At 50.6% G+C, this 24,306-nt stretch carries 19 protein-coding genes; 5 read left to right on the forward strand and 14 right to left on the reverse strand.

Going from position 1 to position 24,306, the window contains the following annotated elements:
* Window positions 1-203 precede the first annotated feature (203 nt).
* From kduI to kduD, 3 genes are read left to right on the forward strand one after another with little or no spacing between them, the layout of a single operon-like run.
* Complete coding sequence (gene kduI, locus GRF59_RS08785) at window positions 204-1,037, forward strand: 5-dehydro-4-deoxy-D-glucuronate isomerase (RefSeq protein WP_160497202.1); 834 nt, start codon at window positions 204-206, stop codon at window positions 1,035-1,037.
* Window positions 1,038-1,085: 48 nt separating this feature from the next.
* Window positions 1,086-1,850 (forward strand): DeoR/GlpR family DNA-binding transcription regulator, encoded by a 765-nt coding sequence (locus GRF59_RS08790; RefSeq protein ID WP_160497203.1) that lies wholly within the window; start codon window positions 1,086-1,088, stop codon window positions 1,848-1,850.
* Between the two features lie 32 nt (window positions 1,851-1,882).
* A complete protein-coding gene (gene kduD / locus GRF59_RS08795; RefSeq protein WP_160497204.1) occupies window positions 1,883-2,635 on the forward strand; it encodes a 2-dehydro-3-deoxy-D-gluconate 5-dehydrogenase KduD in 753 nt (250 codons plus the stop codon).
* Between the two features lie 101 nt (window positions 2,636-2,736).
* Here kduD and GRF59_RS08800 read toward each other — a convergent pair whose 3' ends face one another.
* From GRF59_RS08800 to GRF59_RS08840, 9 genes are all read right to left on the reverse strand, one after another.
* Window positions 2,737-3,231 (reverse strand): hypothetical protein, encoded by a 495-nt coding sequence (locus tag GRF59_RS08800; RefSeq protein ID WP_160497205.1) that lies wholly within the window; start codon window positions 3,229-3,231, stop codon window positions 2,737-2,739.
* Between the two features lie 46 nt (window positions 3,232-3,277).
* A complete protein-coding gene (locus GRF59_RS08805) occupies window positions 3,278-4,462 on the reverse strand; it encodes an MFS transporter (protein ID WP_160497206.1) in 1,185 nt (394 codons plus the stop codon).
* 158 nt (window positions 4,463-4,620) lie between these two features.
* On the reverse strand, window positions 4,621-5,379 hold the full coding sequence (locus tag GRF59_RS08810) for a TrmB family transcriptional regulator (RefSeq protein ID WP_160497207.1): 759 nt from the start codon (window positions 5,377-5,379) through the stop codon (window positions 4,621-4,623).
* 119 nt (window positions 5,380-5,498) lie between these two features.
* A complete protein-coding gene (locus GRF59_RS08815; protein WP_160497208.1) occupies window positions 5,499-6,596 on the reverse strand; it encodes a sensor histidine kinase in 1,098 nt (365 codons plus the stop codon).
* Window positions 6,589-7,278: a response regulator transcription factor gene (locus GRF59_RS08820; protein WP_160497209.1), complete on the reverse strand. Its 690-nt coding sequence runs from the start codon at window positions 7,276-7,278 to the stop codon at window positions 6,589-6,591. The genes GRF59_RS08815 and GRF59_RS08820 overlap by 8 nt, the downstream gene beginning before the upstream one ends.
* Before the next feature lie 97 nt (window positions 7,279-7,375).
* Window positions 7,376-8,344: a quinone oxidoreductase family protein gene (locus tag GRF59_RS08825; protein WP_160497210.1), complete on the reverse strand. Its 969-nt coding sequence runs from the start codon at window positions 8,342-8,344 to the stop codon at window positions 7,376-7,378.
* 137 nt (window positions 8,345-8,481) lie between these two features.
* Entirely contained in the window at window positions 8,482-9,312 is an 831-nt protein-coding gene (locus tag GRF59_RS08830; protein WP_160497211.1) for an energy-coupling factor transporter transmembrane component T family protein, read from the reverse strand.
* Complete coding sequence (locus tag GRF59_RS08835; RefSeq protein ID WP_160497212.1) at window positions 9,305-11,011, reverse strand: ABC transporter ATP-binding protein; 1,707 nt, start codon at window positions 11,009-11,011, stop codon at window positions 9,305-9,307. Before GRF59_RS08835 ends, GRF59_RS08830 begins: the two co-directional genes overlap by 8 nt.
* A gap of 39 nt (window positions 11,012-11,050) precedes the next feature.
* Window positions 11,051-11,590: an ECF-type riboflavin transporter substrate-binding protein gene (locus tag GRF59_RS08840; protein ID WP_237391685.1), complete on the reverse strand. Its 540-nt coding sequence runs from the start codon at window positions 11,588-11,590 to the stop codon at window positions 11,051-11,053.
* Window positions 11,591-12,123: 533 nt separating this feature from the next.
* Here GRF59_RS08840 and GRF59_RS08845 point away from each other — a divergent pair.
* Window positions 12,124-13,305 (forward strand): multidrug effflux MFS transporter, encoded by a 1,182-nt coding sequence (locus GRF59_RS08845; protein WP_160497214.1) that lies wholly within the window; start codon window positions 12,124-12,126, stop codon window positions 13,303-13,305.
* A 216-nt stretch (window positions 13,306-13,521) separates the two neighbouring features.
* Here GRF59_RS08845 and GRF59_RS08850 read toward each other — a convergent pair whose 3' ends face one another.
* From GRF59_RS08850 to GRF59_RS08870, 5 genes are all read right to left on the reverse strand, one after another.
* Window positions 13,522-13,689, reverse strand: a complete 168-nt coding sequence (locus tag GRF59_RS08850; protein ID WP_160497215.1) for a hypothetical protein — start codon at window positions 13,687-13,689, stop codon at window positions 13,522-13,524.
* A complete protein-coding gene (locus tag GRF59_RS08855) occupies window positions 13,668-15,131 on the reverse strand; it encodes a rhamnulokinase (protein ID WP_160497216.1) in 1,464 nt (487 codons plus the stop codon). The genes GRF59_RS08850 and GRF59_RS08855 overlap by 22 nt, the downstream gene beginning before the upstream one ends.
* 11 nt (window positions 15,132-15,142) lie before the next feature.
* On the reverse strand, window positions 15,143-16,426 hold the full coding sequence (gene rhaA, locus GRF59_RS08860) for an L-rhamnose isomerase (RefSeq protein ID WP_160497217.1): 1,284 nt from the start codon (window positions 16,424-16,426) through the stop codon (window positions 15,143-15,145).
* A gap of 479 nt (window positions 16,427-16,905) precedes the next feature.
* Window positions 16,906-17,790 (reverse strand): TIGR03943 family putative permease subunit, encoded by an 885-nt coding sequence (locus GRF59_RS08865; RefSeq protein ID WP_160497218.1) that lies wholly within the window; start codon window positions 17,788-17,790, stop codon window positions 16,906-16,908.
* Between the two features lie 21 nt (window positions 17,791-17,811).
* On the reverse strand, window positions 17,812-18,759 hold the full coding sequence (locus GRF59_RS08870; RefSeq protein WP_341480030.1) for a permease: 948 nt from the start codon (window positions 18,757-18,759) through the stop codon (window positions 17,812-17,814).
* A gap of 389 nt (window positions 18,760-19,148) precedes the next feature.
* Between GRF59_RS08870 and GRF59_RS08875 the strand changes: the two genes are divergently transcribed.
* Complete coding sequence (locus GRF59_RS08875) at window positions 19,149-24,239, forward strand: cadherin-like beta sandwich domain-containing protein (protein WP_160497220.1); 5,091 nt, start codon at window positions 19,149-19,151, stop codon at window positions 24,237-24,239.
* Window positions 24,240-24,306 lie beyond the last annotated feature (67 nt).

Below are 24,306 nucleotides of genomic sequence, written 5' to 3' on the forward strand. Positions count from 1 at the left end.
CAAGCCATGTTCTTCACGGTTTAATTGCAAGCGTTTTATCCTTTTCGTTTATAAGACCAGCGCGATTCTCCCCTTTTGCTTGGTCTTCATCCAATCCTCATCCGCCATTTTATGCAAAAGCTATTGCCATAAACCTAAAAAAGGGTTAATGTGAACCTATATGAACGATATGAACATAAATGAACCCTAAAGGAGTGTTTGTTTTGGAAAGAAGATATGCCTCGCACCCACGTGAAGTCAAACAATTTGACACGGCTCGATTGCGTGAAGAATTTCATATTCCCAAGTTGTTTATCCCGAATCACCTGGAGCTCGTACTGACTCATGAAGACCGGCTCATCATTGGCGGCGCTTTTCCGATTGCCGAAGAGATTAAGCTGGATATGGATTTAAAAGAGCTTGGCGTTAGCTATTTCCTGGAACGCCGTGAAATCGGCATCATCAACGTCGGCGGAAAAGGAATCGTCGTGGTGGAAGGCAAGGAGCATGCGCTGGATCACAAGGAATGCCTTTTCGTCGGCATGGGCAACAAGGAAGTTTTCTTCAAAAGCGTCGATTCTGAAAAGCCAGCCAAATTCTATTTGAATTCCGCTCCGGCTCACCAGACCTACCCGACACAAAAAGCTACACTTGCGGATGCAGAGTCTGCGGATCTTGGTGCCATCGAGAATTCCAATGACCGGACCATCTATCGTTTCATTCATCAAAATGGCATTCAGAGCTCGCAGCTTGTCATGGGTATGACTCTGCTCAAAACGGGAAATATGTGGAATACGATGCCGGCCCACGTCCACCCACGCCGAATGGAAGCTTATATGTACTTTGATCTTCCGGATGATTCCGTTGTCATTCATTTAATGGGTGAACCGAGTGAAACGCGCCATATCGTCATGAGAAACGAGCAAGCCGTCATCTCGCCAAGCTGGTCGATTCACAGCGGTGTAGGCACGAGCAATTATACATTTATCTGGGGCATGGCAGGCGACAACAAAATCTATTCCGATATGGACCCGGTGGATATGAAGGATTTAAAATAAACGCGATAGAATCTTATTTACCCTGATTTGAAATGAGGCATGTGACAAATGAACCCGATACTAAGGCACGAGAAGATTATGGAGGCTCTGCTGACGAGCAAGGAAGTGACCGTGACGGAATTAAGCGAAATTCTGAATGTTACGGGCAAAACCATTCGCGAAGACCTGACCCGACTGGAGGAACAGGGGCTAATCCGTCGCATTCACGGCGGCGCCGTCCTTGCCCAAGCGGATCAATTCGGCATATTGCCGTCCAAGGAGCCGATCTCAAGACACTTGGATATGAAGCGGAGCATTGCGGCGGCAGCGCTCAAGCGCGTCCAACCCGGCGACATTATCGCACTTGACGGCGGGAGCACCACGCTGGAAATCGCCCGCCTTTTGCCCAACCAGCAGCTCACCGTCATTACGAATGATGTATATGTCATCAGCGAGCTTTCCAAAAAAGACAAAATCAATCTCGTTGTTCCTGGAGGCTACAGGGTCCGCAACATTCTGACCGGTCCCGAAGCGGTGGCCTACGTGAAGGAGCTGAACATTCAGAAAGCCTTCATTTCGGCTACCGGCATACATCTGGAGCATGGACTTACCATCTATACCGGGGAATTGATCGCATTCAAGCGTGCTCTCATCGATACCGCCAGGGAAATCATCGCGGTGGTCGACCATCATAAATTTGGACAGACTGCGCTGCGTACGTTCGCACAACTGCGTGAATTGCACAGTCTAATTACTGACAATGAGCTGTCCGGCGAAAGTCTGGAACAGTTCCGGGCAGCGGGTATTCCGATTGAGCTGAGCGGGGATTATTGATCCCCATTTAATATCAAGGAGCGGATGAGCACATGAATCTGTTTAATCTGAAAGGTAAGACGGCACTGATTACCGGTACATCCGGTGGTCTCGGCCAAGGAATTGCCATCGGGCTGGCAGAGGCTGGAGCCGATGTGGTATGCGTTGCCCGCAGTTCATCCCAGGAGGCCGTCGAGAGAGCGAAAGCCTTGGGCCGCAAGGGTGCTGCGATCGAAGCTGATCTAAGCGACGCAGCGGGACTTCAAAAAGTATTCGAAGAAGCGCTGACTTTAACGGGACAAATTGACATTCTCGTCAACAATGCCGGCACCATCCGGCGGACGCCTGCCAAAGACCACAGCGAAAAAGACTGGTTCGATGTCATCGACCTGAACCTGAACACGGTCTTCCTGCTGTCGCAGCTTGCCGGCAGGCACATGATCGAACGGGGCAGCGGCAAGATTATTAATATCTGTTCCATGCTGTCCTATCAAGGCGGCATTAATGTGCCAGGCTATACCGCAAGCAAGCACGGCGTAGCCGGGCTGACCAAGGCCTTTGCCAATGAATGGGCTGCAAGCGGCATTCAGGTCAACGGCATTGCCCCGGGATACATGATTACGGATAATACGGCTCAAATCCAGGCCGACGAGAAGCGTAAAGCCTCCATTACGGAGCGCATCCCCGCTGCACGCTGGGGTACGCCGGAAGACATTCAGGGCGCGGCCATCTTCCTCGCCTCCTCCGCATCGGATTATGTAAATGGGCATGTTCTGTGCGTTGACGGCGGATGGATGGCAAGATAACATCGTTTTCGCTACGATAATTCAAGGATTCGGAAATGACAAAAAGACCGTTATTCTCAGCATGAGAATTCGGTCTTTTATCATATAATGAGCCTTTCCAGTTATATCAAGACCGCAAATGCTTCGTAAGGGCGCAGCTTCATTTGCTTTGCCATCACGGTCTCCGGGTATACGGATACCTGCACGTCGCCGCCTAAACAATCTTTGCTTAATGAAAAATCAAGGAACTCCTTGCTCCAGTTGGATACGATCAGGAACCGGCGGCCCTTGAGACTCCGTTCAAAGGCGAAAACATGCGCATCCTCCTGCGCTGCAAGCTTGAAATCCCCATGGGTGAGCAGATCGTTAATTAGGGCGTCATTTCTCAGCACGGCCAACTTCTCATAAAAATCCAGCAGCGAGTTGCGGCCAATGCTGTCTTCGATTCCGCTGCCATGAGTGTTTTCCTGCCAAAAAGTTGCTTCCGCCCGGTATTCATTCACCAGCCGGTAGTCCAACAAAGATTCTTCCACAGGGCCGGTTGCCGCGCTGCCCTGCATGAGCTGAAGCGTTAAGGCCATGCATTTGGCCGATTCAAAAAGATATCCTCCACTCATATCAGCGCCGCTGCGGTCTTCCGCAGCAGCATTCCCTCCTCACACGTCACTGTACATGATGAGCCGCCGAAGCGGTATCCGAAGTGTTCATGCCTGTCTTCCGTTTGATGGACATCCACGCAGAACCCAGCGCAAGAATAACGAATACGACTCCAACCCATGCGTTGTAATAAACAGATGAGCTTTCGATGACAATGCCACCGATTGCCGATCCCAGCGCAATGCCGATATGAGTTGCCGAAGTGTTCAGGCTTTGCTGAATATGAGCCGACTCCGGAGCGGATCGGATAAGGTAGCTCTGTAACGAAGGCGAGATCGACCAGCTTAAGGCGCTCCATACGATCATAACAATCAAGCATACATACACCGAAACCGTCGAAAGCGGCATCAGGAACATCACCACGGCGAACACGCTCACGATTGCCAGAATACTTTTTTCTGCACCGAACTTATCCGTTACCCAGCCTCCGAATCCGCCGCCCATCACGGCCGCAATCCCGAAGATCAGATAAAACAAACTGAGCGTGGACGCTCCAAGATGCAGTGTCTCCTGCAGGAAAGGCGTCAAATAAGCATACAGCGTCAAATGACCTGTCAGCATCAGGACCGAAATGAGTTGGCCGAAAATAATTTTCCCATTCTTCAGGGAAGCCAGTTGCTGACGCAGCGGAATGGGTGCTTCGGGCTGTGTCTTGGGTATGAATAGCTGGATCGCAATCAGCGATACGATCGACAGCATCGTAATCATGATAAACGGAGCTCGCCAGCCAAAAGCATTTCCCAGCATCATGCCTAACGGAACACCAAGCACAAGCGAACCGCTCACACCCATGAAAATAATGCCGATTGCTCTCGCTTTATACCGCTCCTCCGCCATTTGCGAAGCCATCGTAATCGACAACACCGTAATCAGCGCACTGCTCGCCGCCGATAAGACGCGTGCAATCACCATCGTGATAAAATTGGGGCTCAACGAAGAAATCACATTGCCGATAATGAACACCAGCAACGCATATTGGTATAATCTTTTCCGTTCCATGCGGGCCGTGACCGTAAGCAGCAGCGGGCCTGATATGGCAAACACGATGGAGTACAGCGTGATAAGCTGCCCGGCAGCGCTGAGTGATATATGAAGATCTCCCGAGATGAGATCCAGAATGCCTCCGACGATCAGCTCTACCATCCCCGTTACAAAGCAGGCAATCGCCAGAATGTAAATTTTATAATTCATAAGCAATTTCTCCCCTTCTCTAAGTTGTCGCATATTGCATCTCTCCAAGGTTACTACCGTAATAGTAACTTATATGCATTTTATCATCAAGAAGAAATTTAAGCATGAAAAAGCGGATAGAGTTACTCTATCCGCCAGTCAGCCCATGCCCCAGAATCTTAGTACCTCAACTGCAGAAGCTGGTTCATGATTTCGGTATCATTCATTAAGACGTCATTATATTTGGTTGTAATCTTGCTCAAGAGCACATCATGGTAGAAGTAATCCGTAAAGACGCGCACAAAAGGCTGGGATCGGGTCTTGATAGCCTGCCAGGCCTCATTTTCCACGCCGGCAAAGATTACTTCCGCATCGTCGACGATCAGCAGCCTGAACCGCTCCAGCGATACATGCTCCTCATTCGGCTCCATAATCACCAGATTCTTTAGACCGCTATGGATCTCCCCGACAGCCAGCGCTTCTACGCGAACTCCCGCCCGTTCCTTTTCTTCAAGAATAGGCAAATACTTCTGGAAATCCTCTTTCCAAGAGGAATACCGGATAGATCGATCTGCATCTACCAGCATCTGCTTGATTTGCGATTCGATGGACGTATCAGCCTTCAGGCTCCACACGCGGTCATCCACGATCTCTTTCTGCAGTTTCTGCTGCTCCAGTTCCTTGATGTCCGACTTGAACTCGGCCGTCAGTTTCTCGATCACCAGCGGCAAGGCAAGTGCCGTGTAGAGTTTTTTCTTTTCCGAAATCGACTCCAGCACCATCCCCTTCTCCACCATCCGGGAGATGACCTCATAAATTTTCGCTTTCGGCACGCCGGAATGCTTGACGATCATCGTCGCGTCCATTGGCTGCATCGTCGCAGCCAGCGTTTCATACACTTTGCTCTCATACTGTGAAAATCCGAATTTATGCAGCAACCTGTTCCAACCCCGATCTATCGAACTTGGTATAAATGTATCATAAATCCGGGTTCTGAGGAATATTCAGCTCGTCCACCCTCGTTTTAGCAATTCATGATTAAAATTTGCTGTTCGAATCAGGCTTCGCTTGAGGGCAGACGGACTTCGAAAAGCGTTTCTATCGGGCCGCTCTGTACCGAGACCGTCCCTCCATGCTGCTCCACGATATTTTTGGTTATATACAAACCTATACCCGTGCTTCCGGATGGTTGCGTTCTGGCCTTATCCCCCGTATACAGCATATCGAAAATATGCGGCAGATCCTCCGGATCAATACAATCTCCGTAATTGATGACCTGGACAACCGTTTCTTCCTCGTCGATAAAGCCTCGAACATCGATAAAACGGCCATCGCTTCCATAGCGGACCGAATTCGTCAGCAGATTCTCGAACACGCGCGCCAGCAGCTCACCATCCGCCGTGATGTTCAGCGGCCGGGCCACGGCCAGGCGGGCTGTCATGTCGTTTTTCTCGAAAACGGGATACAGCTCCTCGCATAACTGCATTAACAGCTCACTGAGATCAAACCGCCTTTTATCCAGCGTCATTCTGCCATAATTCATCCGGGTAATTTCGAACAACTCATCGATTAGCTTTTGCAGCCGTTGCGATTTGGTATAGGCGATCGTCGTATAATGCTTCGCCTGGTCCGGACTCAGCTCAGGGTCCTGAAGAATAAGATCCAGATACCCGATGACCGAAGTCAGCGGCGTGCGAAGATCATGAGCCAGGTTCAACACCAGCTGATCCTTGCTGCTTTCCGCGTAGTCTCCCCTTTCGACCGCTTCCTGAAGCATTCTCATCGCGATATTGACGTCTTTACCGATCGTTCCAAACTCGTCCTTCGAAGAAATCCGGACCTCATGAGAAAAGTCCCCTTCCGCCAAGTGATGAATTCCCTGGGATATTTTCTTGAAATAGGTGGCATAGGGCTTCGTAAACAGAAAGAAAAACAAGATGGCAAGGGGAACAAAAATAATCAAAAAGGCGTTCACATCGCCTACATCCCTCATAAAATACCGGATCTGCGTCAGCGGATTCTCATACAGCACCTCGGAACGATAATAAAGCTGCAGCACCTTATAGATAGCAAACGTGATCCCCCCGGACGAAAGCATGCTAAGCATCAACAGCAGAATCATTCGGGTTCGAAAGCTGTGTATAATTCTACGCATGGAGCGTATAACCTACCCCCCATACCGTTTTGATGAATTTGTTCTTATCCTCGTCCAGCTTTTTGCGCAGCGTTCGGATATGAACCATGACCGTATTGCCCCCTTCGAAATAATCCTCGCCCCACACCTGCTCAAAAATATTTTCGGCGCTGAATACCTTCTTCGGGTGTCTGGCCATCAAGTATAAAATATCAAATTCTTTTGGCGTGAGCTCGATCGTTTTACCGTACAGGTCCACGGTGCGCTGCTCCGGATAAATGATCAAGCCCCCAACTTCAATTATCGGTTTGCTCGCCGTGGCCATTTGCGTAAGCTGCATAGTCCGCCGCAAGTGGGCATTCACGCGGGCCACCAGCTCCATCGGGTTAAATGGCTTCGTCATATAATCATCCGCCCCGCGGACCAATCCTTCGATTTTATCCAGATCGGACGCTTTGGCGCTCAAAAAAATGATGGGGAAATAATACTTTTCCCGGATCTGCCTGGTCACTTCATAGCCATTGAACTTGGGCATCATGATGTCCAAAATGGCCAAATCAACGGGCTGTGTATGTACGGTCTGAATTGCGTCCTGCCCATTATGTACAGTGATGCAGTGGTAACCCTCTTTCTGTAAATGTAATGCTATCAGGTCAGCAATTTCATGCTCGTCGTCTGCGATCAATATTGTGGTACGGTTCATGCTATCCCCTCCTCTATTCAATATACATAAGATGCCGGCCAATGACAAAAGCCAACCCGTAAACGGATTGGCTATGTCTATTGAACAAATAAGAAAATCACGGAATCAATAAAATTTTGCCCGTACTCTTGCGCCCTTCCAAAAACCGGTGAGCTTCCGCCCCTTCATGCAGCCGATAACGGGCCGGTTCACCCAACCTTAACCGGCCTCCCCTGATCTCTTCAAACAGCGAATCGCCGCGGCAAATCCGATCTTCCCTTGTCGTGACATGATTCCACAGGTCCCCGCCAGTCAAGGTTTTGGAGGTATCCATCAGCATGCGGGGATCGACAGGCTCCGGATCGCCACCCGACATTCCGTAGAATACGACCGCTCCTCTCTTCCGTACGGCGGCAAAGCTGTCCATCAGCGTAGAGCCTACGGAGTCATAAGCCACATGAACGCCTTCGAAGCCAGCCGACCATGCAGGCACAGCCTTCACCCAGTCTTCCTGATACAGCATCACTTCGTCCGCCCCGGCTTCAAGCGCCACCTTTTTCTTGGCGTCGCTCGAGGTAAGACCGAATACCCGTGCACCTTTTGCCTTGCACAATTGGATGAGAAGCTGTCCCACGCCCCCAGCGGCGGCATGGATGAGAACCTCTTCCCCGGCTTGTACCGGGTAGCTGTCGTGAACGAGATAATGCGCGGTGAGTCCTTGCAGCAGTACGGCAGAGGCCTGTTCGAACGATATATCATCAGGCAGCGGAATGGCCTTGTCGGAAGGAACTGACACAAGCTCCGCATTGGCAAACGGCACATCGGCAAAAGCAACGCGGTCACCCACGTTCAGGCCGCTCACGCCGGCACCCACCTGTTCAATGACGCCTGCTCCCTCATAACCAAGAATATAGGGAGGCGTTCCTGTTAAATGATAATTTCCTTTTCTGCGGTAAATGTCGGCGAAGTTCAGGCCGATTGCCTTCATCCTCACGATGACATGACCATCCGAAATGACGGGTTCCGGGATGTCTCTGTATTCCAGCACCTCCGGTCCTCCAAAACGGTCAAACACTAGAGCTTTCATGGGCTAACCTCCCTTTCCTCTATTCATGCCCGCTTATTGTATCATAATGAATATCGCTATAACGAGGGCGAAAAAAGAGAAGCCGGACGGCGGCTTCCCCAGCTTCTCTTGGCCCGGAAATTCCGAGCGCGGTGTCATCATGAAAATGGATACCAAAAATGCTTAAGCACGGCAACCTTGAGCCAGATCCCTGCTGCAAGCAATGCAACTCCCAGAACTGCGATGGTCCAATCCACCGGCTCCATGTTTTTCCCGCTGTACCAGGTGCGGCACTTCTGCGTACCGAAACCCCGCAGCTCCATCGCATTCGTAACCGAATCGATGCGGTGCAGGGCAGACTGCAGCACCGGCACAACCACGGCAGCCAGGTTGCGCAAACGCTGCTTGATGCTGCCGTCCTCCTTCGAGATGCCCATGCCGCGGGCCTGCATCGAATTCAAAGTGCTGCGGAACTCCTCCGTCAGGTCCGGGATATAACGCAGCGCAATGCTGACCGCATAGGCGATCTTGTAGGGAATGCCGATGCGGTTGAGGCTGCTTGCAAATGCACTGGGCTGTGTCGTGAAAATGCACAGGATCGTGATCGGCAGCAGCGTCAAATATTTGGCTGACAACGTTAATACGTAAAACAATGTTTCCGTATTAATCGTATTATAGCCAAGCGGAATAACCGGTGTATCCGTTCCGGTAAGCCGGGTTCCGAAGGTCGGCGTAATCAGCAGGATGAAAATCCCGTTCAGTACGGTGAAGATAATCATCAGCCAGAACAAAAAAGCCATCCGCTTAAAAGGAATCCCTGCGGTAATGAGCAGCGCAATGCCTACAATCAACATCGGAACAAACACCCGCAGATCCAAAAACATGTAAGTCATGACCGTCCAGGCCATAAACAACACCAGCTTAACAGCTCCGTCCAGCCGGTGAAACAGCGAGTTCCCCGTTACATAGAGGCTTCCCGTTCTATTCATGGCCTTTCCCCTTTTTCTCTTCGTTGATAAACGCCTGCACGAACCGCTCCGGCGAAGCCAGCCCGTTCGCTTTCGCGAACAAGGACAGCGAGGTTTCCTTCAAGTGTGCGGCTTCCGTAATATCCGGACTGCTCAGCACAGTCGCAACCGAAGCCTCGGCAATAACACGTCCGCCACTGAGAACGATAGCCCGCGCTGCATATTCCAGCGCTAAATACATGTCGTGAGTGATCAGAAGAAATCCCATGCCGAGGCCTGATAAGGATTCGATGAAATCCATGAATTCCTTGTAATGATGATAATCCTGTCCTGCGGTCGGCTCGTCCAGAATGATCAGTTTCGGCTCCAGTACCAAAATGGAAGCAATGCTGAGCCGCTTTTTCTGCCCGTAACTAAGCGCCGAGACCGGCCAGTTGCGGAACGGATATAAGCCGCAGATCCGCAGTACCTCTTCGACACGCTCCTTGATTTCTGCCGCAGGGACTCCCCTGACCTTAAGTCCAAGTCCCACCTCTTCGGCAATCATATGCTGCGTAATCATCCGGTTCGGGTTCTGCATAACGTAACCGATGGCCTCGCCGCGACGGCGGATGGACCAGGAGTTCATATCTTGTCCGTCATACAGCAGTCCGCCGGCCTGCGGCTTCAGAATGCCCGTGATCAGCTGCGAAATGGTCGACTTTCCGGCTCCATTATTGCCTAGCAAGGCAACAATCTCACCTGAGCCGATCTTCAAGGAAACATCCTGAATAACCGGCTTCTGTGGATCATAACCAAACGTAAGGCCGTTAACCTCGAGCAAATTCTTCGTTTGCCCATGCTCTTGTTCCAGCCCCGCTTGCTCGCTCCATAGATCCAGCTTGGACTTTAACTCCGGCATATTCAGCGCCTGCGGACGGCTCAGGCCGCTCACGCCGGCAACCGAGAGCCCGGCATATTCGAGCGCATCGACATAAAGCGGCGGTCTCAGACCGTAACTGCGCAGAACGCCGGCAGACAAAATCTCATCTGGCGTGCCGATCGCGGCAATCCGTCCTTCATTCATCAGCACGATCCGGTCGACCGCCTGCTGCAGCACATCCTCGACGCGGTGCTCGATAATGATAACCGTCTTTCCGCTCTGGCGGTGAATATCGTCGATGAGCTGCATCGCCTTGCGCCCGCTTGCCGGATCGAGGTTTGCCAAAGGCTCATCAAAAAGAAGCACATCTGCATCGGTGGACAGGACGCCAGCCAAGGATACATTCTGTTTTTGGCCTCCAGACAGTTCATACGGACTGTGCTCGATATACTCCAGCATATCAACCATGTTTAAAGCAGCCGCCACATCCTGTTTCATCTGCGGGCGGGGCATCGCTTTATTTTCCATGACGAAAGCCGTATCTTCAGCGACGGTAAGCCCCACGAACTGGGAATCCTGGTCCTGCAGGATGGTCCCGACCGTGCGGCTCAATTTGAAAATGCTTAAATCGGAAGGATTCTGGCCATCGATTTTCAGACTGCCAGTGGCTTCTCCCCCGTATGTAAAAGGAATAAGCCCATTGATGCAATGGGCCAATGTCGATTTGCCGGAGCCGCTGGGTCCCGCGATCCAGATCTTCTCCCCCGGATAGATATCCAGCGTAATCTCTTTCAGCGTAGGCTCCGACTGATTTTTATATTTAAATCCGTAGTGTTGAAACAAGATGATTGGCTGCATAACAATTAAAAACTCCTATCTCTTCGGTGCTGTAGGCACCTACTCGTTGACGCTCAGGTTGCTGACTTTGGCGTTTCTTCTCGCAAAGCCGATCACGGCCGGCACGCCCAGCACCAGGAATACGATAATATTGGAAATCGAAGCGGCAGTCACCTGTACGACCAGCTTGTCGGACGGCTCGCCCATGAAGGCAATATCGAACCAGCCGGAGAACAGAAGCGACAAAATGATTCCTACGATCCCGTATACGATAAACAAACTGATATGTTTTCCTTTATAAGCACCGTTTTGCGGGTCAAATCCCTTGGAGAGAAAAATAAGTCCCATAAATGCGGCGGTGATGCCCGAACCAAGAGCCCAGCCCCACCATACCGTACCGCTGGTCAGCAGGTCATTCAGCACGTGGCCGATGAGTCCCGCTATAAACCCGACCACCGGGCCGAACAGGGCTCCAAAAATCGCCAGCAGCGCAATCGCCGGACGTAACGAGGTATCGGGTCCCACGGGAATACCAATAAAGCTGGTGGCTCCATACAGGGCCGCACCGATGCCTATCGTCACCACAGTTCTTGTGTTCAACTGAAAAATAGATTTCTTCAATGCAGAGTCACCTTTCCCAACATGAATATTCAACAGCGCTCATGTCCAAAGACGAACATTGAACGTTGATTGTACTTTTAATATAAGGGCACTTGGTCAGGAAGGCAAAACTTTTTTTGGAAAATGGGATATAGATTTTATTCGGCAAATCGTGGTTTTACGCGAAAATCGCGTCAGCGCAGCGAAAAATACCAATTTAATCTATCGGAAATGTATAATTTTGTTGAATGTTTGCTTTTACCGCCTCTCTAAGAAGGCCTGCCTCTCGAATTCTTGAGTTGTCCCGGGAAGCATGGTATCCTTTTGTGAATCCGAATGTAACGAAATACCGATGACCTCTGATCCGTTCAGCGGTTATTCAAGCAAGCCCTCCTACCACTAAACGAAAAGGCGGTTCTCATATGATGATTTATGGCCGTATTGCTGTCATGATGCCCCCGTTTCCCTAGCTAGGCTCCTATTTCCCTGATTCTGAATCTGAAATAACGAGCCTGTAGGAGGGCATAAACGGAATGAAAAAATATACAGTACCTTCTTTGCTGTTAATGATCGTACTTGTGGCTTTTCCGCAAATCAGCGAGACGATCTACACACCTTCTTTACCTGATATTTCAATCGCGCTGGGTGCCACCAATAATGCGGTGCAGCTCACCCTAAGCATCTATTTTATCGGCTTCGCATTCGGCGTCTTCGGCTGGGGCTGGCTGTCCGATAGGATCGGGCGGAGGCCTGCCATGCTCGGAGGTCTCATCGTATACGGACTGGGCAGTCTGATGTGTTTCTTTTCCGGATCCATCGGCCTGCTGCTCGTTAGCCGTTTCATTCAGGCTTTTGGAGCCGCGACAGGATCGATCATCACCCAAACGATTCTTCGCGAAAGCGTTTCGGGGCATCAGCGGCATGCCATGTTTGCGCAAATCTCTGCCGTCATCGCCTTTACGCCCGCGGCAGGGCCGCTAATCGGCGGTTGGGTTGACCAGGCCTTGGGCTTCAGGGCCGTTTTCCTCACCCTTGTGGTGATGAGCGTCCTGTTGTTCATTTATGCCTCTGCCAGGCTGCCCGAAACAACCGATGTTTCCACTAGAAAAAGGATTTCGATGCTGCCTGTCTTGAAAAGAATGGTAGCATCCCCGAGAGTGCCTGTTTTCGGGCTCTTGATCGGAGGCATCAACGGAGTATTGTTCAGCTACTACGCAGAAGCTCCCTTTATTTTCATGGAGCATTTTCATCTATCGCCGGGAATTTACGGTTTTCTTGGCATTCTGGTGGCGTTGGCATCGATTGTGGGTGCCCTGATCTCCAAGAGACTATTGAACGTTTTAGTTCCCGAAAAGATCATCCATTGGGGTTGTCTCGTGATGACCGCCGGAGCCTTGTTGTTAACCGTCATGAGCAGCGTTACAGCAATGCCTGATCCGGTCGCCATCGGATGCATCTTAATGAGTGTATTTGTTTTGTTAATGGGGGCCGGGATCGCCCTGCCGAATTGTTTGAGTCTGGCTCTTGCCCGTTTTCACGATGTGGCGGGAACGGCAGGCGCAATGTTCAGTTTGGGATATTATCTGCTAGTCAGCTTGACGACATGGGGCATGAGTTCTCTCCATAATGAATCCTTGATGACGATGCCCGTCTATTTCTTGATTCTAAGCATCGCCATGCTGCTGCTCGGCAGAAAGTATATTACGAAAGAATAGTTCGTTCACGGAATAGTTAGCTTGAATGCATGATCCTACATTTCTAAGGAGAATCGTAACGGGGCTTTTTCTATATGATGATATACAGACCTAAATTTTTTTAGCAACGCAATTTTGAAGAAGATAGTCTAGATCTAAGGAAAAACTAAAACCAGCCGAAATAGGGATGATGTCCCTTCCGGCTGGTTTTTCGGTTTGCGAGCTTTATATGCATGTTTATGAACTGACAAAACAATAAGCTTCGGGTATCCGCTTCGCCGTCTCTCCATTCTCCCACGGCAGCAGCAAATCGCTCATATAGCTTTGCCAGGCGGCGTTGGCAGTATGCTCTACCAGCTTGCTCATGGCTGCGTATTCCAACACTACATCCCGCCAAGTCCGCAAAACCGGTCATAAGCCTCCTGCCACTGCGGTCCTTGTGCGGGTTCATATTCCCTGACCGCAAACGAATTCCTGATGATGGTCCGCGCTTCCTCCAGATCCCGGATCTCACCCGTGCCGATCCACTGCACGGCTAAGTTTCCTATGGCACTTCCTTCGATCGGACCGGCCCAGACCGGCCTTCCTATAGCATTCGCGGTCCACTGGCACAGCAGCTCGTTCCGGATGCCTCCCCCGACCATGTAAAGTCCAGGAAAGCTTCGTTCTGACAGCAGCTCCGTCTGCTCAAGGACATGCCTGTATTGCAGCGCCAAGCTTTCCAAAATGCAGCGAGCGAACTCTCCTGGCTGCTCAGGCGCCTGCTGCTTTGTCTTCAGGCAGAATTCACGAATGCGGACGCTCATGTCACCAGCGGGGAGAAAGGCGGGATCATCCGGATTGATCCATGATGCAAATGCAGGAGCTTGCCGGGAAAGGGCTACCCATTCTTCAAAAGAATAGATTTGCCCTTTCCTGTCCCATTCACGCTTTAGTTCCTGCAAGATCCATAGGCCCATAATGTTTTTCAGCAGCCTGTATTTGCCGCCGACGCCCCCTTCATTCGTGAAATTCAGATCCAGTGCCTTCCTGCCCGTAACCGGCTGATCCACTTCCGTTCCCAGGAGGGACCAGGTTCCGCAGCTCAAATATGCGAAGGAGGATTCCATGGCTGGCACCGAGGCTACTGCCGATGCCGTATCATGCTCTCCCACGGCCATCACGGGAATGGTGCCCAATCCGAGTTCGGCGCTAACGGAAGATAACAGCCGTCCGGCAGGGGTTCCAGGTTGAACCAAAGACCCGAACAACGACCTCTTCAGACCCAATCGGGATATTAATTCAACATCCCAGGTACGCGTAGCTTCATGAACCAGTTGAGTCGTCGTGGCATTGGTGAATTCGCTGATCATCTCTCCCGTCAGCCAATATCTGAGCAGCTCCGGTATCATCAGGAAGCGCTCCGCCTTGATCAGCACCTCCGGCTCCTGCTCACCCATAGCCGCAAGCTGATAGATCGTATTGAATGGCAGGAACTGAATGCCTGTTCTACTGAAAATCTCGCTTCTGCCGATCTTTTCCCCAACTCTATCCATCACCCCATCCGTACGATGATCCCGGTAATGATATGGAGCCTGCAACAGCCGTCCCTGGGCAATCAACCCGTAATCGACAGCCCAGGAGTCAATTCCGAGACTGTCAGGCTCTTTGCCCATCGATTTCGCTTTTGCCAGACCTTGCTTGATCTGAGCGAACAAATGGTCAATGTCCCAGTACAGATGACCGCCGCGTTGGATCGGCCCATTCGAAAAACGGTGAATTTCTTTAATTTGGATTCTATTCCCTTTTAAATCTCCGGCCAGAGCCCTGCCGCTGCTTGCACCCAAATCAAAAGCGATGATGCTCATAAGCCCGCCCCCTATTCAACCGCAGGAGAGACCTGCGCACCACGCTGCAAAAGCACGTTCCGCTCGTAATCCTTTGCCTGCTCCAGCCATGCTTCCCTCACCGGCACCCCTGTCTTCAGGCAGTAGTAGTCCCATACCGCGCCGAAAGGATAGCTTTTGAATTCTTCGGTTAACGCAAGGCGCGTCGTAAAGTCGCCCGCCAGTTCAGCTTGCTTCAGCACATCGATAGGCTCAAGCATGGCGCGGAGCAGCGCTTTAATCGTGCTGCGCGTTCCGATCACCCAAGCCGCCACCCGGTTGATGCTCGCATCGAAAAAGTCCAGTCCGATATGCGTGCTGCCGAGCAGTTGATGCCGTACCAGTTCCCGAGCGATCTCCAGCAATTCATCGTCCATGACGACGACATGGTCGCTGTCCCATCTCATGGGACGGCTCACGTGAAGAAGAAGCCCGCTGGTGAACAGCGCAAGCGAGGACAGCTTGCCCGATAGGGTCTCGGTCGGGTGAAAATGTCCGGCATCCAGGCAGATCAGCTTCTGGTTCTTCATCCCGTATCCCATATAAAATTCATGCGAACCCACAACGTAAGCTTCCGAACCCAGGCCAAACAGTTTACTTTCGACCGCGTCCAGGTTGAATGCGGGATCGATAGGCTCCGCAAATACTTCGTCCAGCGATTCCATCAGCCGCTTTCTTGGAGACATACGATCCACAGGGGTATCCTTGTACCCGTCCGGAATCCAGATATTCGTCACGCAGGTCTGTCCGAGCTCCTCTCCGAAGTAGGCACCAATTCTGCGGGACGCTTTGCAGTGGTCGATCCAGAACTGGCGAATTCCATCATCCGGATGGCTTAACGTAAAACCGTCCCCCGACTTCTCATGCGAGAAACAGGTAGGATTGAAATCCAGCCCCAGTCCCTGCTGCTTGGCCCACGCCACCCAAGGTTCATAGTGATGCGGCAAGATCTCGTCCAGATCCGGCCCTTCATCCGTATCCGCATAAATGGCATGCAAATTCACTTTATGTTTGCCTGGTATCATGCTGAAAGCCTGTTCCAGATCCTGTCGTAATTCACCCGGGTTTCTGGCCGCTCCGGGATGGCTGCCTGTTACGGAGATACCGCCGCTCAAGTCCTGATCCTGAAAAAGAAACCCACGGACATCGTCTCCTTGCCAGCAGTGAACCGAAACTTTGATCTTTGCCAACTGTTCGAGAACGTGATCTGTATCTATGCCGTGTTTGGCATACTGCTCCCTTGCGAGTTCGTAAGCCTTTTCAATTTCGTTCGACAACGTGAACCCTCCCTGATTGTGTGTAATAACATGACACCTCTCCCGCCCCTCGTCCCATACTTTCTTCGTTCACGAACCCAAAATAGTGGATTCGGCCGCGGATTGACATCTTCTTCTCAATGAATCGTCCGTATTCCTGCGAGCGTTCACAAATTTCGGAAAATGGCTTCCAATACGCTTGCAGGCCCGTGGAATTCAAACCGATCTGCGGTTTGGCAATGGATTTAATCGGCGTAAGCAGTAACCTTTCGCCCTCAATTCATACTGTATGATCCAAAAATCAACTTTTTGCCCGACCGCAGCCCCAGCAAGCCCATCATCCCATAATCTCGAAACGGCATGTCGAAGGAAAAACGGATAAAAGGCCTGAATCCAAATAGGATTCAGACCCTTCTAATGATCATAGCGGCATGGAATGATCATTAAATATTTAAAATCGACGCATGCAATTCCACTAGCGTTGTCTAACACTCTTGAAGTTAAACCCCAAAGTACGGGTTCTGATACACATAAGGATTGTCCGGCAGCTCGTCCGCAACTTCAGTAATGGATTTAATGACGATGGTTGGCACGGATTTCCCGCCAAATGATCGTAATTCGATTTCACCCACCGCATCGACATACATATCGTCTTTCCACTCCTTGGCGTCACCCAGTTCGGCCATCATCGCAAGAGGCACCGTGTCCGCGACACAGCAGCGCATCGAGAATCTGCCGATGGCGAACTGATTCTCGGCCATCCCCTTCATGCGATACACATATCCTTTCAACTCCACCTTTTTGCCTGCAAAACGATCCCTGTATAAATCCAGCGAAGTAAGCGATTCAATATACATATCCTCTGGGATCGGAATCACTGGTTTATGGATCATTTCTGCGGCTAAATTGGCGTAAGGCCGTGTGGATTCATTCGACGGGAACTCGGCATTCATTCCTGATTGTGGCTCAATTCCCTTGCCAGCGGTATTGAGCAATATGCTAGAAGGCGTTAAATTAAGTCCTTTTTGAGCTGCCATTTGGCTTCCAAGCACTTGATTCGGAAAAATAAGGGTAAGCATCACCGGAACGGCCAAAGCTCCATATGCAATCAGCGCACTCTTGGAGTGATGATGGTGATGTGAAGCGCAAGCGCAGCTTGCTTGCTCCTGCTTCCGGCCTGGAAGCACATTCTTTACGGCAAGATACCATTGATGCACCGCCAGGACACACATGCCGATCACAAGAAAATTTACCCAAACCATCATTCTTGGCGCAATAAAATAAACCAGTGCATCGGTCCGTTGCGCGTGCATGATAAATAAAGCGAATGCTGACAAGATCAGAGCGCGAATGATTCGGTGCGCAAACTCAGACCAATTTTTCATCGAAATCCTCCTATTCCCGACTTATCCATAATACAGCCGATCGATCAGGATCGACCCGGCCAGAACGGAAATGGCCGAAAGAGCTAACACGGTGAATACGGTTTTGGCGCGAAAAACTTTGAGCAGCATCAGCGTGCTCTTGATGTCGAACATCGCCCCGAACACCAGAAAAGCAAGCAGTGATCCAAAGCTGAAATCCGGACTAAACGTCACGGCAACGAAAGCATCCGCTGTCGAACAAACGGATAGGACATACGACAATCCCATCATAAATAATTGCGGCACTCCGTCCCCCTCGCCAAGCGACAGCAGCCATGTGCGGCTAACCACGGTCTGCAGCAGCGCAGCGATCGTGGCACCCAACACGAGGAATTTTCCTACATCGAACATTTCAATCGCTGCATGCTCTAGCGTTTCATGAAATTTGGCCATCCCGGCGTTTTTGGACCGCGAAGTAGTTAGGCCGTGTTGACGCTTGTTTTTTCGGCGGTGCCCGCTCTTTTGAACAGATACAAGCTCAGGATCTACTGGGTTTCTTAGCATGGAATCCCCTCTCACCCGGGCGGCCCACAAACCAATGATAACCGCTGCTGCAAATGCGAGCAGTGTACGGAAGACCGGTATCTCCGGATGCGATGGAAAGGCTACGTACGTGGACGCAAAGACTACCGGATTAATAACGGGGCCTGCCATCATGAACACGATTCCGATGTACGGAGGCATCCCTTTGCGAATCAACCGATGCACGACGGGAATCAATCCGCATTCGCATACCGGAAAGACAATACCTAGCAGACAGCCGAATAGAATGCCCGTGATCGTTCTTCTGGGAATCCAGCGCTGCAAGGTCTGATCGCTGACTAAGGTCTGCAGCAAAGCTGACAAAATAACTCCGATCAATATAAACGGCAGGGACTCCAGCAAAATTCCGATTACCATCGTGCGAAAATCATTTAGAAAACCAAACACCCTCGTGACTCCCTCCAAGAAGAAAATAACACCGTGATATGAAAGCCATGTAAAGTGCCTTTCTCGTGTTTGTCCTCTACTCTAATCCTGAATTGTTAGGGGAATGTGATCGCAGTATGAAATGATGACAATCGGTTCACTAGAGCTATCTTTACATAATAACTGGATTCAATTAACAATCATCGAACAAAGTTGCTGTAAAGTTTATATCAAAAACAACATAAACAATATAAACACAAATTAAAATATTGTTTTTAGTTGTTTTTTGTAACAGAAGGGAGTTGTGACATATGATCCATCATCTGCCCCATTTTGAATGATCAGGCACGCAGCTATAGTCTCGTTACGTCCTTATCCACAAATGACATCATGAAGGAGGATTTAAAATTTTGAAGGCCAAAAAATTGTTATCCGTGTGCATGGCTGGAATGATTGCTTTTTCCGCTATGTATTCTACGGGAGCCTTGCATACGCAAGCTGCACTCGCTGCAGCCGCGGTCGATAAGCCGGTGGCTTCCAAACCTGGCGGACGCTATGAGCAGTCCGTGACAATCACGCTGAACAGTGCTACCCCTGGTGCAACCATTTTTTACACACTCGATGGGACGCTTCCCGATGACACGAGCCTTAAGTACGACGGAACACCGATTGTTCTGACGGATTCGACGAACGTATCGGTTAGGGCGTTAAAAGACGGCGTCTGGAGCACAGCGGGTACTTACGGCTACATCATTAAGACAACCGAGAAACCCCTGCTTGAATTTGTAGCGATGTCCGACGTGCACGTCGGTTCCTCTAGCGGAGACCCACAAGGCAATTCGGAAGAGGCTCTGGCAAAAGTTCGTGCCCGTTATACCAGCAATTTTGACGTTATTTCTTCGATCTTCAATAAGCCGGACGCCATTGTCATTGCAGGCGACGCAATCAATGATAACGGCGACGGGCTCGGTGCGAATCACGCAATTGTGCGGGACATTTTTCAGGAACAATTGGCGCGCACGAACATGACGAATACGCGCGTTCAATTCTCAATGGGAAATCATGACGACAAGGTCGCAACGGCCACCAATAACTATCCGACGGAATGGTTCACGACACAGCCCAACGGCTACTACGAGCAGACGATCGGCGGTTATTCGTTTTTCTTCCTGAATGGCAACAACTATAACAGCGATACCGCGCAGCGGAACTGGCTGAAAAGCAGGCTCTCGGAAATTACGAGTGATCCGGCCAATATGAACAAGCCGATTTTCATTACGCTGCATCATCCCGTTACGGGCACGGTCATGGATGGCCAACAGACGTCCAACCCGAACCTCTATACGGACCTGAAGGATTATCCGGAGGCCATCGTCTTAAGCGGGCACTCCCATTTGAATATCAATGACGATCGGGCCATACATCAGAAGGATTTTACATCCATCAACCTGGGATCGATGTCTTATATCGAGGTAGACCACGGCTATTCTGCCGTCACGGATGAAGGTCTTGCAGACGGACGATTCGAATTCCCTGTGAACCAAGCCCAATTCATCGAGGTATACGCCGATCGCATCGAGATTGAGCGCGTCGAATTCAATGGCGATCCTGGTTCAATCTATAAAGACGGCAAATGGCAAGGACCTTCCAATGCACCATTTAACAGTGCCGGCGCGCTTGCGGGCAAGAAGTGGGTCGTGAAGCTGCAAGGCAACACCAAGGAAGAAATCAAAAGCAATTTCACTTATACGTCGAACAGCCGGAATCAAATCGCGCCGCAATTCCCGTCGAATCCCGAGCTTCAAATAACGACCGGCGCGGACGACACGCCTGTGCTCTCATTCAGGCAAGCAAAAGATGACCAATCCATGCACCACTACGAAATCAAAATATTGAACAAACGCACGGGGGCCATCTCCAAGTCCTACAACGTGCTATCGGATTACTATTTCTCGCCGATTCCAAACAAAATGAATATTCCGATGACCGGACTGGATGCGGCAACCTCTTATTCCATTACAGTCACTGCTGTCGATGCCTATGGCAACAAGAGCGCCCCGCTGCAAACCTCCTTCACGACCGGGGGTACGCCGCCTGAATTAACACCGATCGATCCGGCAACGATGTGGAAACAGCTCGTATCCGATATGAAATTCGATGATGATTTAAGTGACGACGCTGCAGGCGTAACAGGACTCGCGACCAAAGCTGGATCTGTCTCCTTCGTCGAAGGAAAATCCGGCAAAGCCATCAGCATTCCTGCCGGCAATGGCAATTATGTTGATCTGGGCGACCGCGCCGATCTGAAATTCGGAAGCGGCAGCTATACCGTATCGTTCTGGCATATGGGCAATTTGGCAGGAGACCAGACCGTTCTGTCTAATAAAGACTGGAATTCTGGAGGCAATGCGGGTTGGTATATCGGTCCTGCCACCACCAATAACATGACACTCAACATGGCTTCGGGTGGCAAACGCATCGACTCCTCCGCGAACGGGGTAGGAACCGAGTGGCACCACATTACCATATCGGTGGACCGGGAGAACAATACCGCGACAAGCTACGTCGACGGCATTGCCAAGGCAACCAAGGATATTTCCGCATTAGGGACCGAAAGTATGGACACGCCATATAACATCATTCTTGGCGCGGACGGCAAAAAAGCTAACGGCGGAGCGAACGTGACGCTCGACGACCTGAGAATATGGAAACGCGCGCTCTCTGCTACTGAAGCCAAAGCGTTATCCGATTCCTACATGACACAAACGAAGTACTCTTTTGAACAATTAAAGGCTAAAATCGCCGAGACCGAGAAATTCATAACGTATGTCTCTGCAACGCCAGGAGTTTCTCTTCCAGCGCAAGCGAAGGAAGCACTGATTCGGCAGCTAACTGCCGCGAAGTCTTTGAGCGCAGGAGATGATGCAGTCACAATCGACCAGTCTTATATCGATTTAATGTGGGAATTACAAACGGCGAAAGAAGTCGTGGTGTACAACTTCCTTCCAAAATCGGACTTTACCATCGATTCCTTTAGCTCCTATGCAGACAATGAAGATGCCTTTGCAGCTAACATTTTGGACGGCGATCAGACCACCATCTGGCATTCCAAATGGCAAGATCCTGTAGCTGATTTCCCGCATTGGGTCATCATCGACATGGAAGACTCCTATCGACTTAGCGGCATTCAACGTACGAGCCGGCCGAATCAATCGGCGATGGAATTCCCCAAGGAATTTGAACTGTATGCTTCAGACAAGCTAACCGATCTGAGTGATCCAGGCTTTCTGAGCGACGCAGCGAATAAAGTATCCGGTGAGTTCGGCAAAACCTGGACGGGTTCCGTATACAAAGATTTTGTCGCTCTCGACAGAAACGTACAGGGTCGATACGTTAAATTTTTAGTTACAGGCACTTATAATACCGATACAACCAAGAAGTTCACCAGCATGAGCGAAATTGATTTTACCGGCGAGAAGATCGCGGGCCGGGGCGCGCAGTTGCTTGATTTGCAGGTGAACGGGACGACCGTAGCTGACTTTGCACCGGATAAGCTTGAATATGCGATAAACGTATCTCACTCTACCACTTCAGTCGATGTCACGTACACAGCAGAGAATGCTGATGCGACCGTCAACGTGACCGGCGGAATGGATCTGCAGGTTGGCGATAACCTGGTGTCAGTTGTCGTAACCGCACTGGATGGCAGCAGCAAAACTTACGTTATCCATGTACAACGGGCAGACGCCCCTCTTCCATCCGATGCGTCACTGCTGCAGCTGAACGTAAATGGAAAAGCGATAGCAGATTTTGCGCCGGACAAGCTCGATTATGCGCTAACGGTTCCTTACGAGACATCGGTAACCAAGGTGACGTATGAGGCAGCGGACCCTGCTGCAGCCGTAGAAATTCTTGGCGGCGACCCATTAGTCATCGGTGAGAATCCAATCACTGTGACCGTCACAGCGCAAGATGGCATTACAAAACTTGCATATCACATCCTAATCACAAGGCTGCCTGAGGCGGTATCGTCAAATGCAAACCTAACGGATCTGCGTATCAACGGGACGACCGTAGCGGACTTTGCACCGGATAAGCTTGAATACACCCTAAACGTATCCAACGGAGTGTCCGTAGCCCAAGTCACTTACGCGGCAGAGGATCCCGCCGCAACGGTTCGCATTACCGGAGGACCTGAATTGAATGTAGGGAACAACCGCATCTCCGTCCTTGTCACAGCACACGACCATAGCACAACCAAGGAATATGTAGTGAACGTCGATCGGGATAAAGCATCGACCGAGACGTCGCCTGGGGAATCGACTGGATCTTCATCCGGAGGCTCATCTGAACTCCCATCTAAACCTCAGGTTAACCCAGAGCTTCCTTCGGATGCCGTCGCCATTCAAGATAAGGATCTGAACGCCGATAGCCCATCCGTATCCGTTCAACTGACCGAAGGTAAAAACCGCGTCATGATTCCCGTGTCGCAAACGGATAAACTGAATGGCCGTACCCTAACCGTCCAAGCCGAGAACGTTAAACTGATCGTCCCCGCCGATCTCTTGCAAGCATTAAGACATTTGCTGCCAACGGCTGATGAATCCGCAATGATTACGGTGAAAATCGAACCGCTTGCAGCAGTATACGCAAATGAGACGCTCCGGAAGGCAAGCCTGGCAGGCAGCGGCAGCTATAAGCTCGGCGGCAACATGTTCGATCTATCGATCTTCATAACGGATGCATCCAGGAAAACGTACAACCTGAGTGCATTTCCGAAACCTGTAACGGTGTCGTTCCCGATTCCTGGAGGGATGAATCCTAAGCTCGCCGGTATTTATTGGATTCAGAAGAACGAGAGCCCGCTATACTTGGGAGGAACACTCGTTCAGGGGAACACGGCGATCGAAATCGAACTTGATCATTTCAGCCCCTACGCGGTATTGTTCTTTGAAAAAACATTTGACGACGTAAATGCCCAGCACTGGGCATACGATGCGATCCGGGAACTGACAGCGAAGCATATCGTTACAGGTGTGACGAACTCAAGCTTTGCGCCATCCCAATACGTGACCCGCGCAGAATTCACGGCACTCATTGCCAGAGCGCTTGGTCTGACTACATCTTCGGCTGCATCTCCATTTAGCGATGTAACCGAAAACGCATGGTATGCAGATGAAGTGAATGCGGCATATGCTGCAAAAATCGTCACTGGCGCATCAACTCAATCATTCGGGCCGAATCGCAACATCACCCGTGAAGAGATGGCAATAATGCTTGTGCGAGCTTACGAACATCAAACGGAACAAAATCTCGAGCGCACCCCTGCGAACCTCCTTGACGAAGCCAAAATTAGCCAACAGGCGCTTCCTTACGTCAATGCAGCATTACATGCGAATCTATTGAAGGGACGTCAAGCAGGACGCTTCGAACCAACCGCTCTTACCTCTCGTGCAGAAGCAACGCAAGCGATCTACAACTTAATTCAATCATTTGAATAAGGTAGATTAAACCGGCGACGGGAAATGCTATGCAACGCAAAAAGCCCCGCCTCCGCTGAATAAGCGA

The organism is Paenibacillus dendrobii, assembly GCF_009807035.1.
GTDB lineage: Bacteria > Bacillota > Bacilli > Paenibacillales > Paenibacillaceae > Paenibacillus_AQ > Paenibacillus_AQ dendrobii.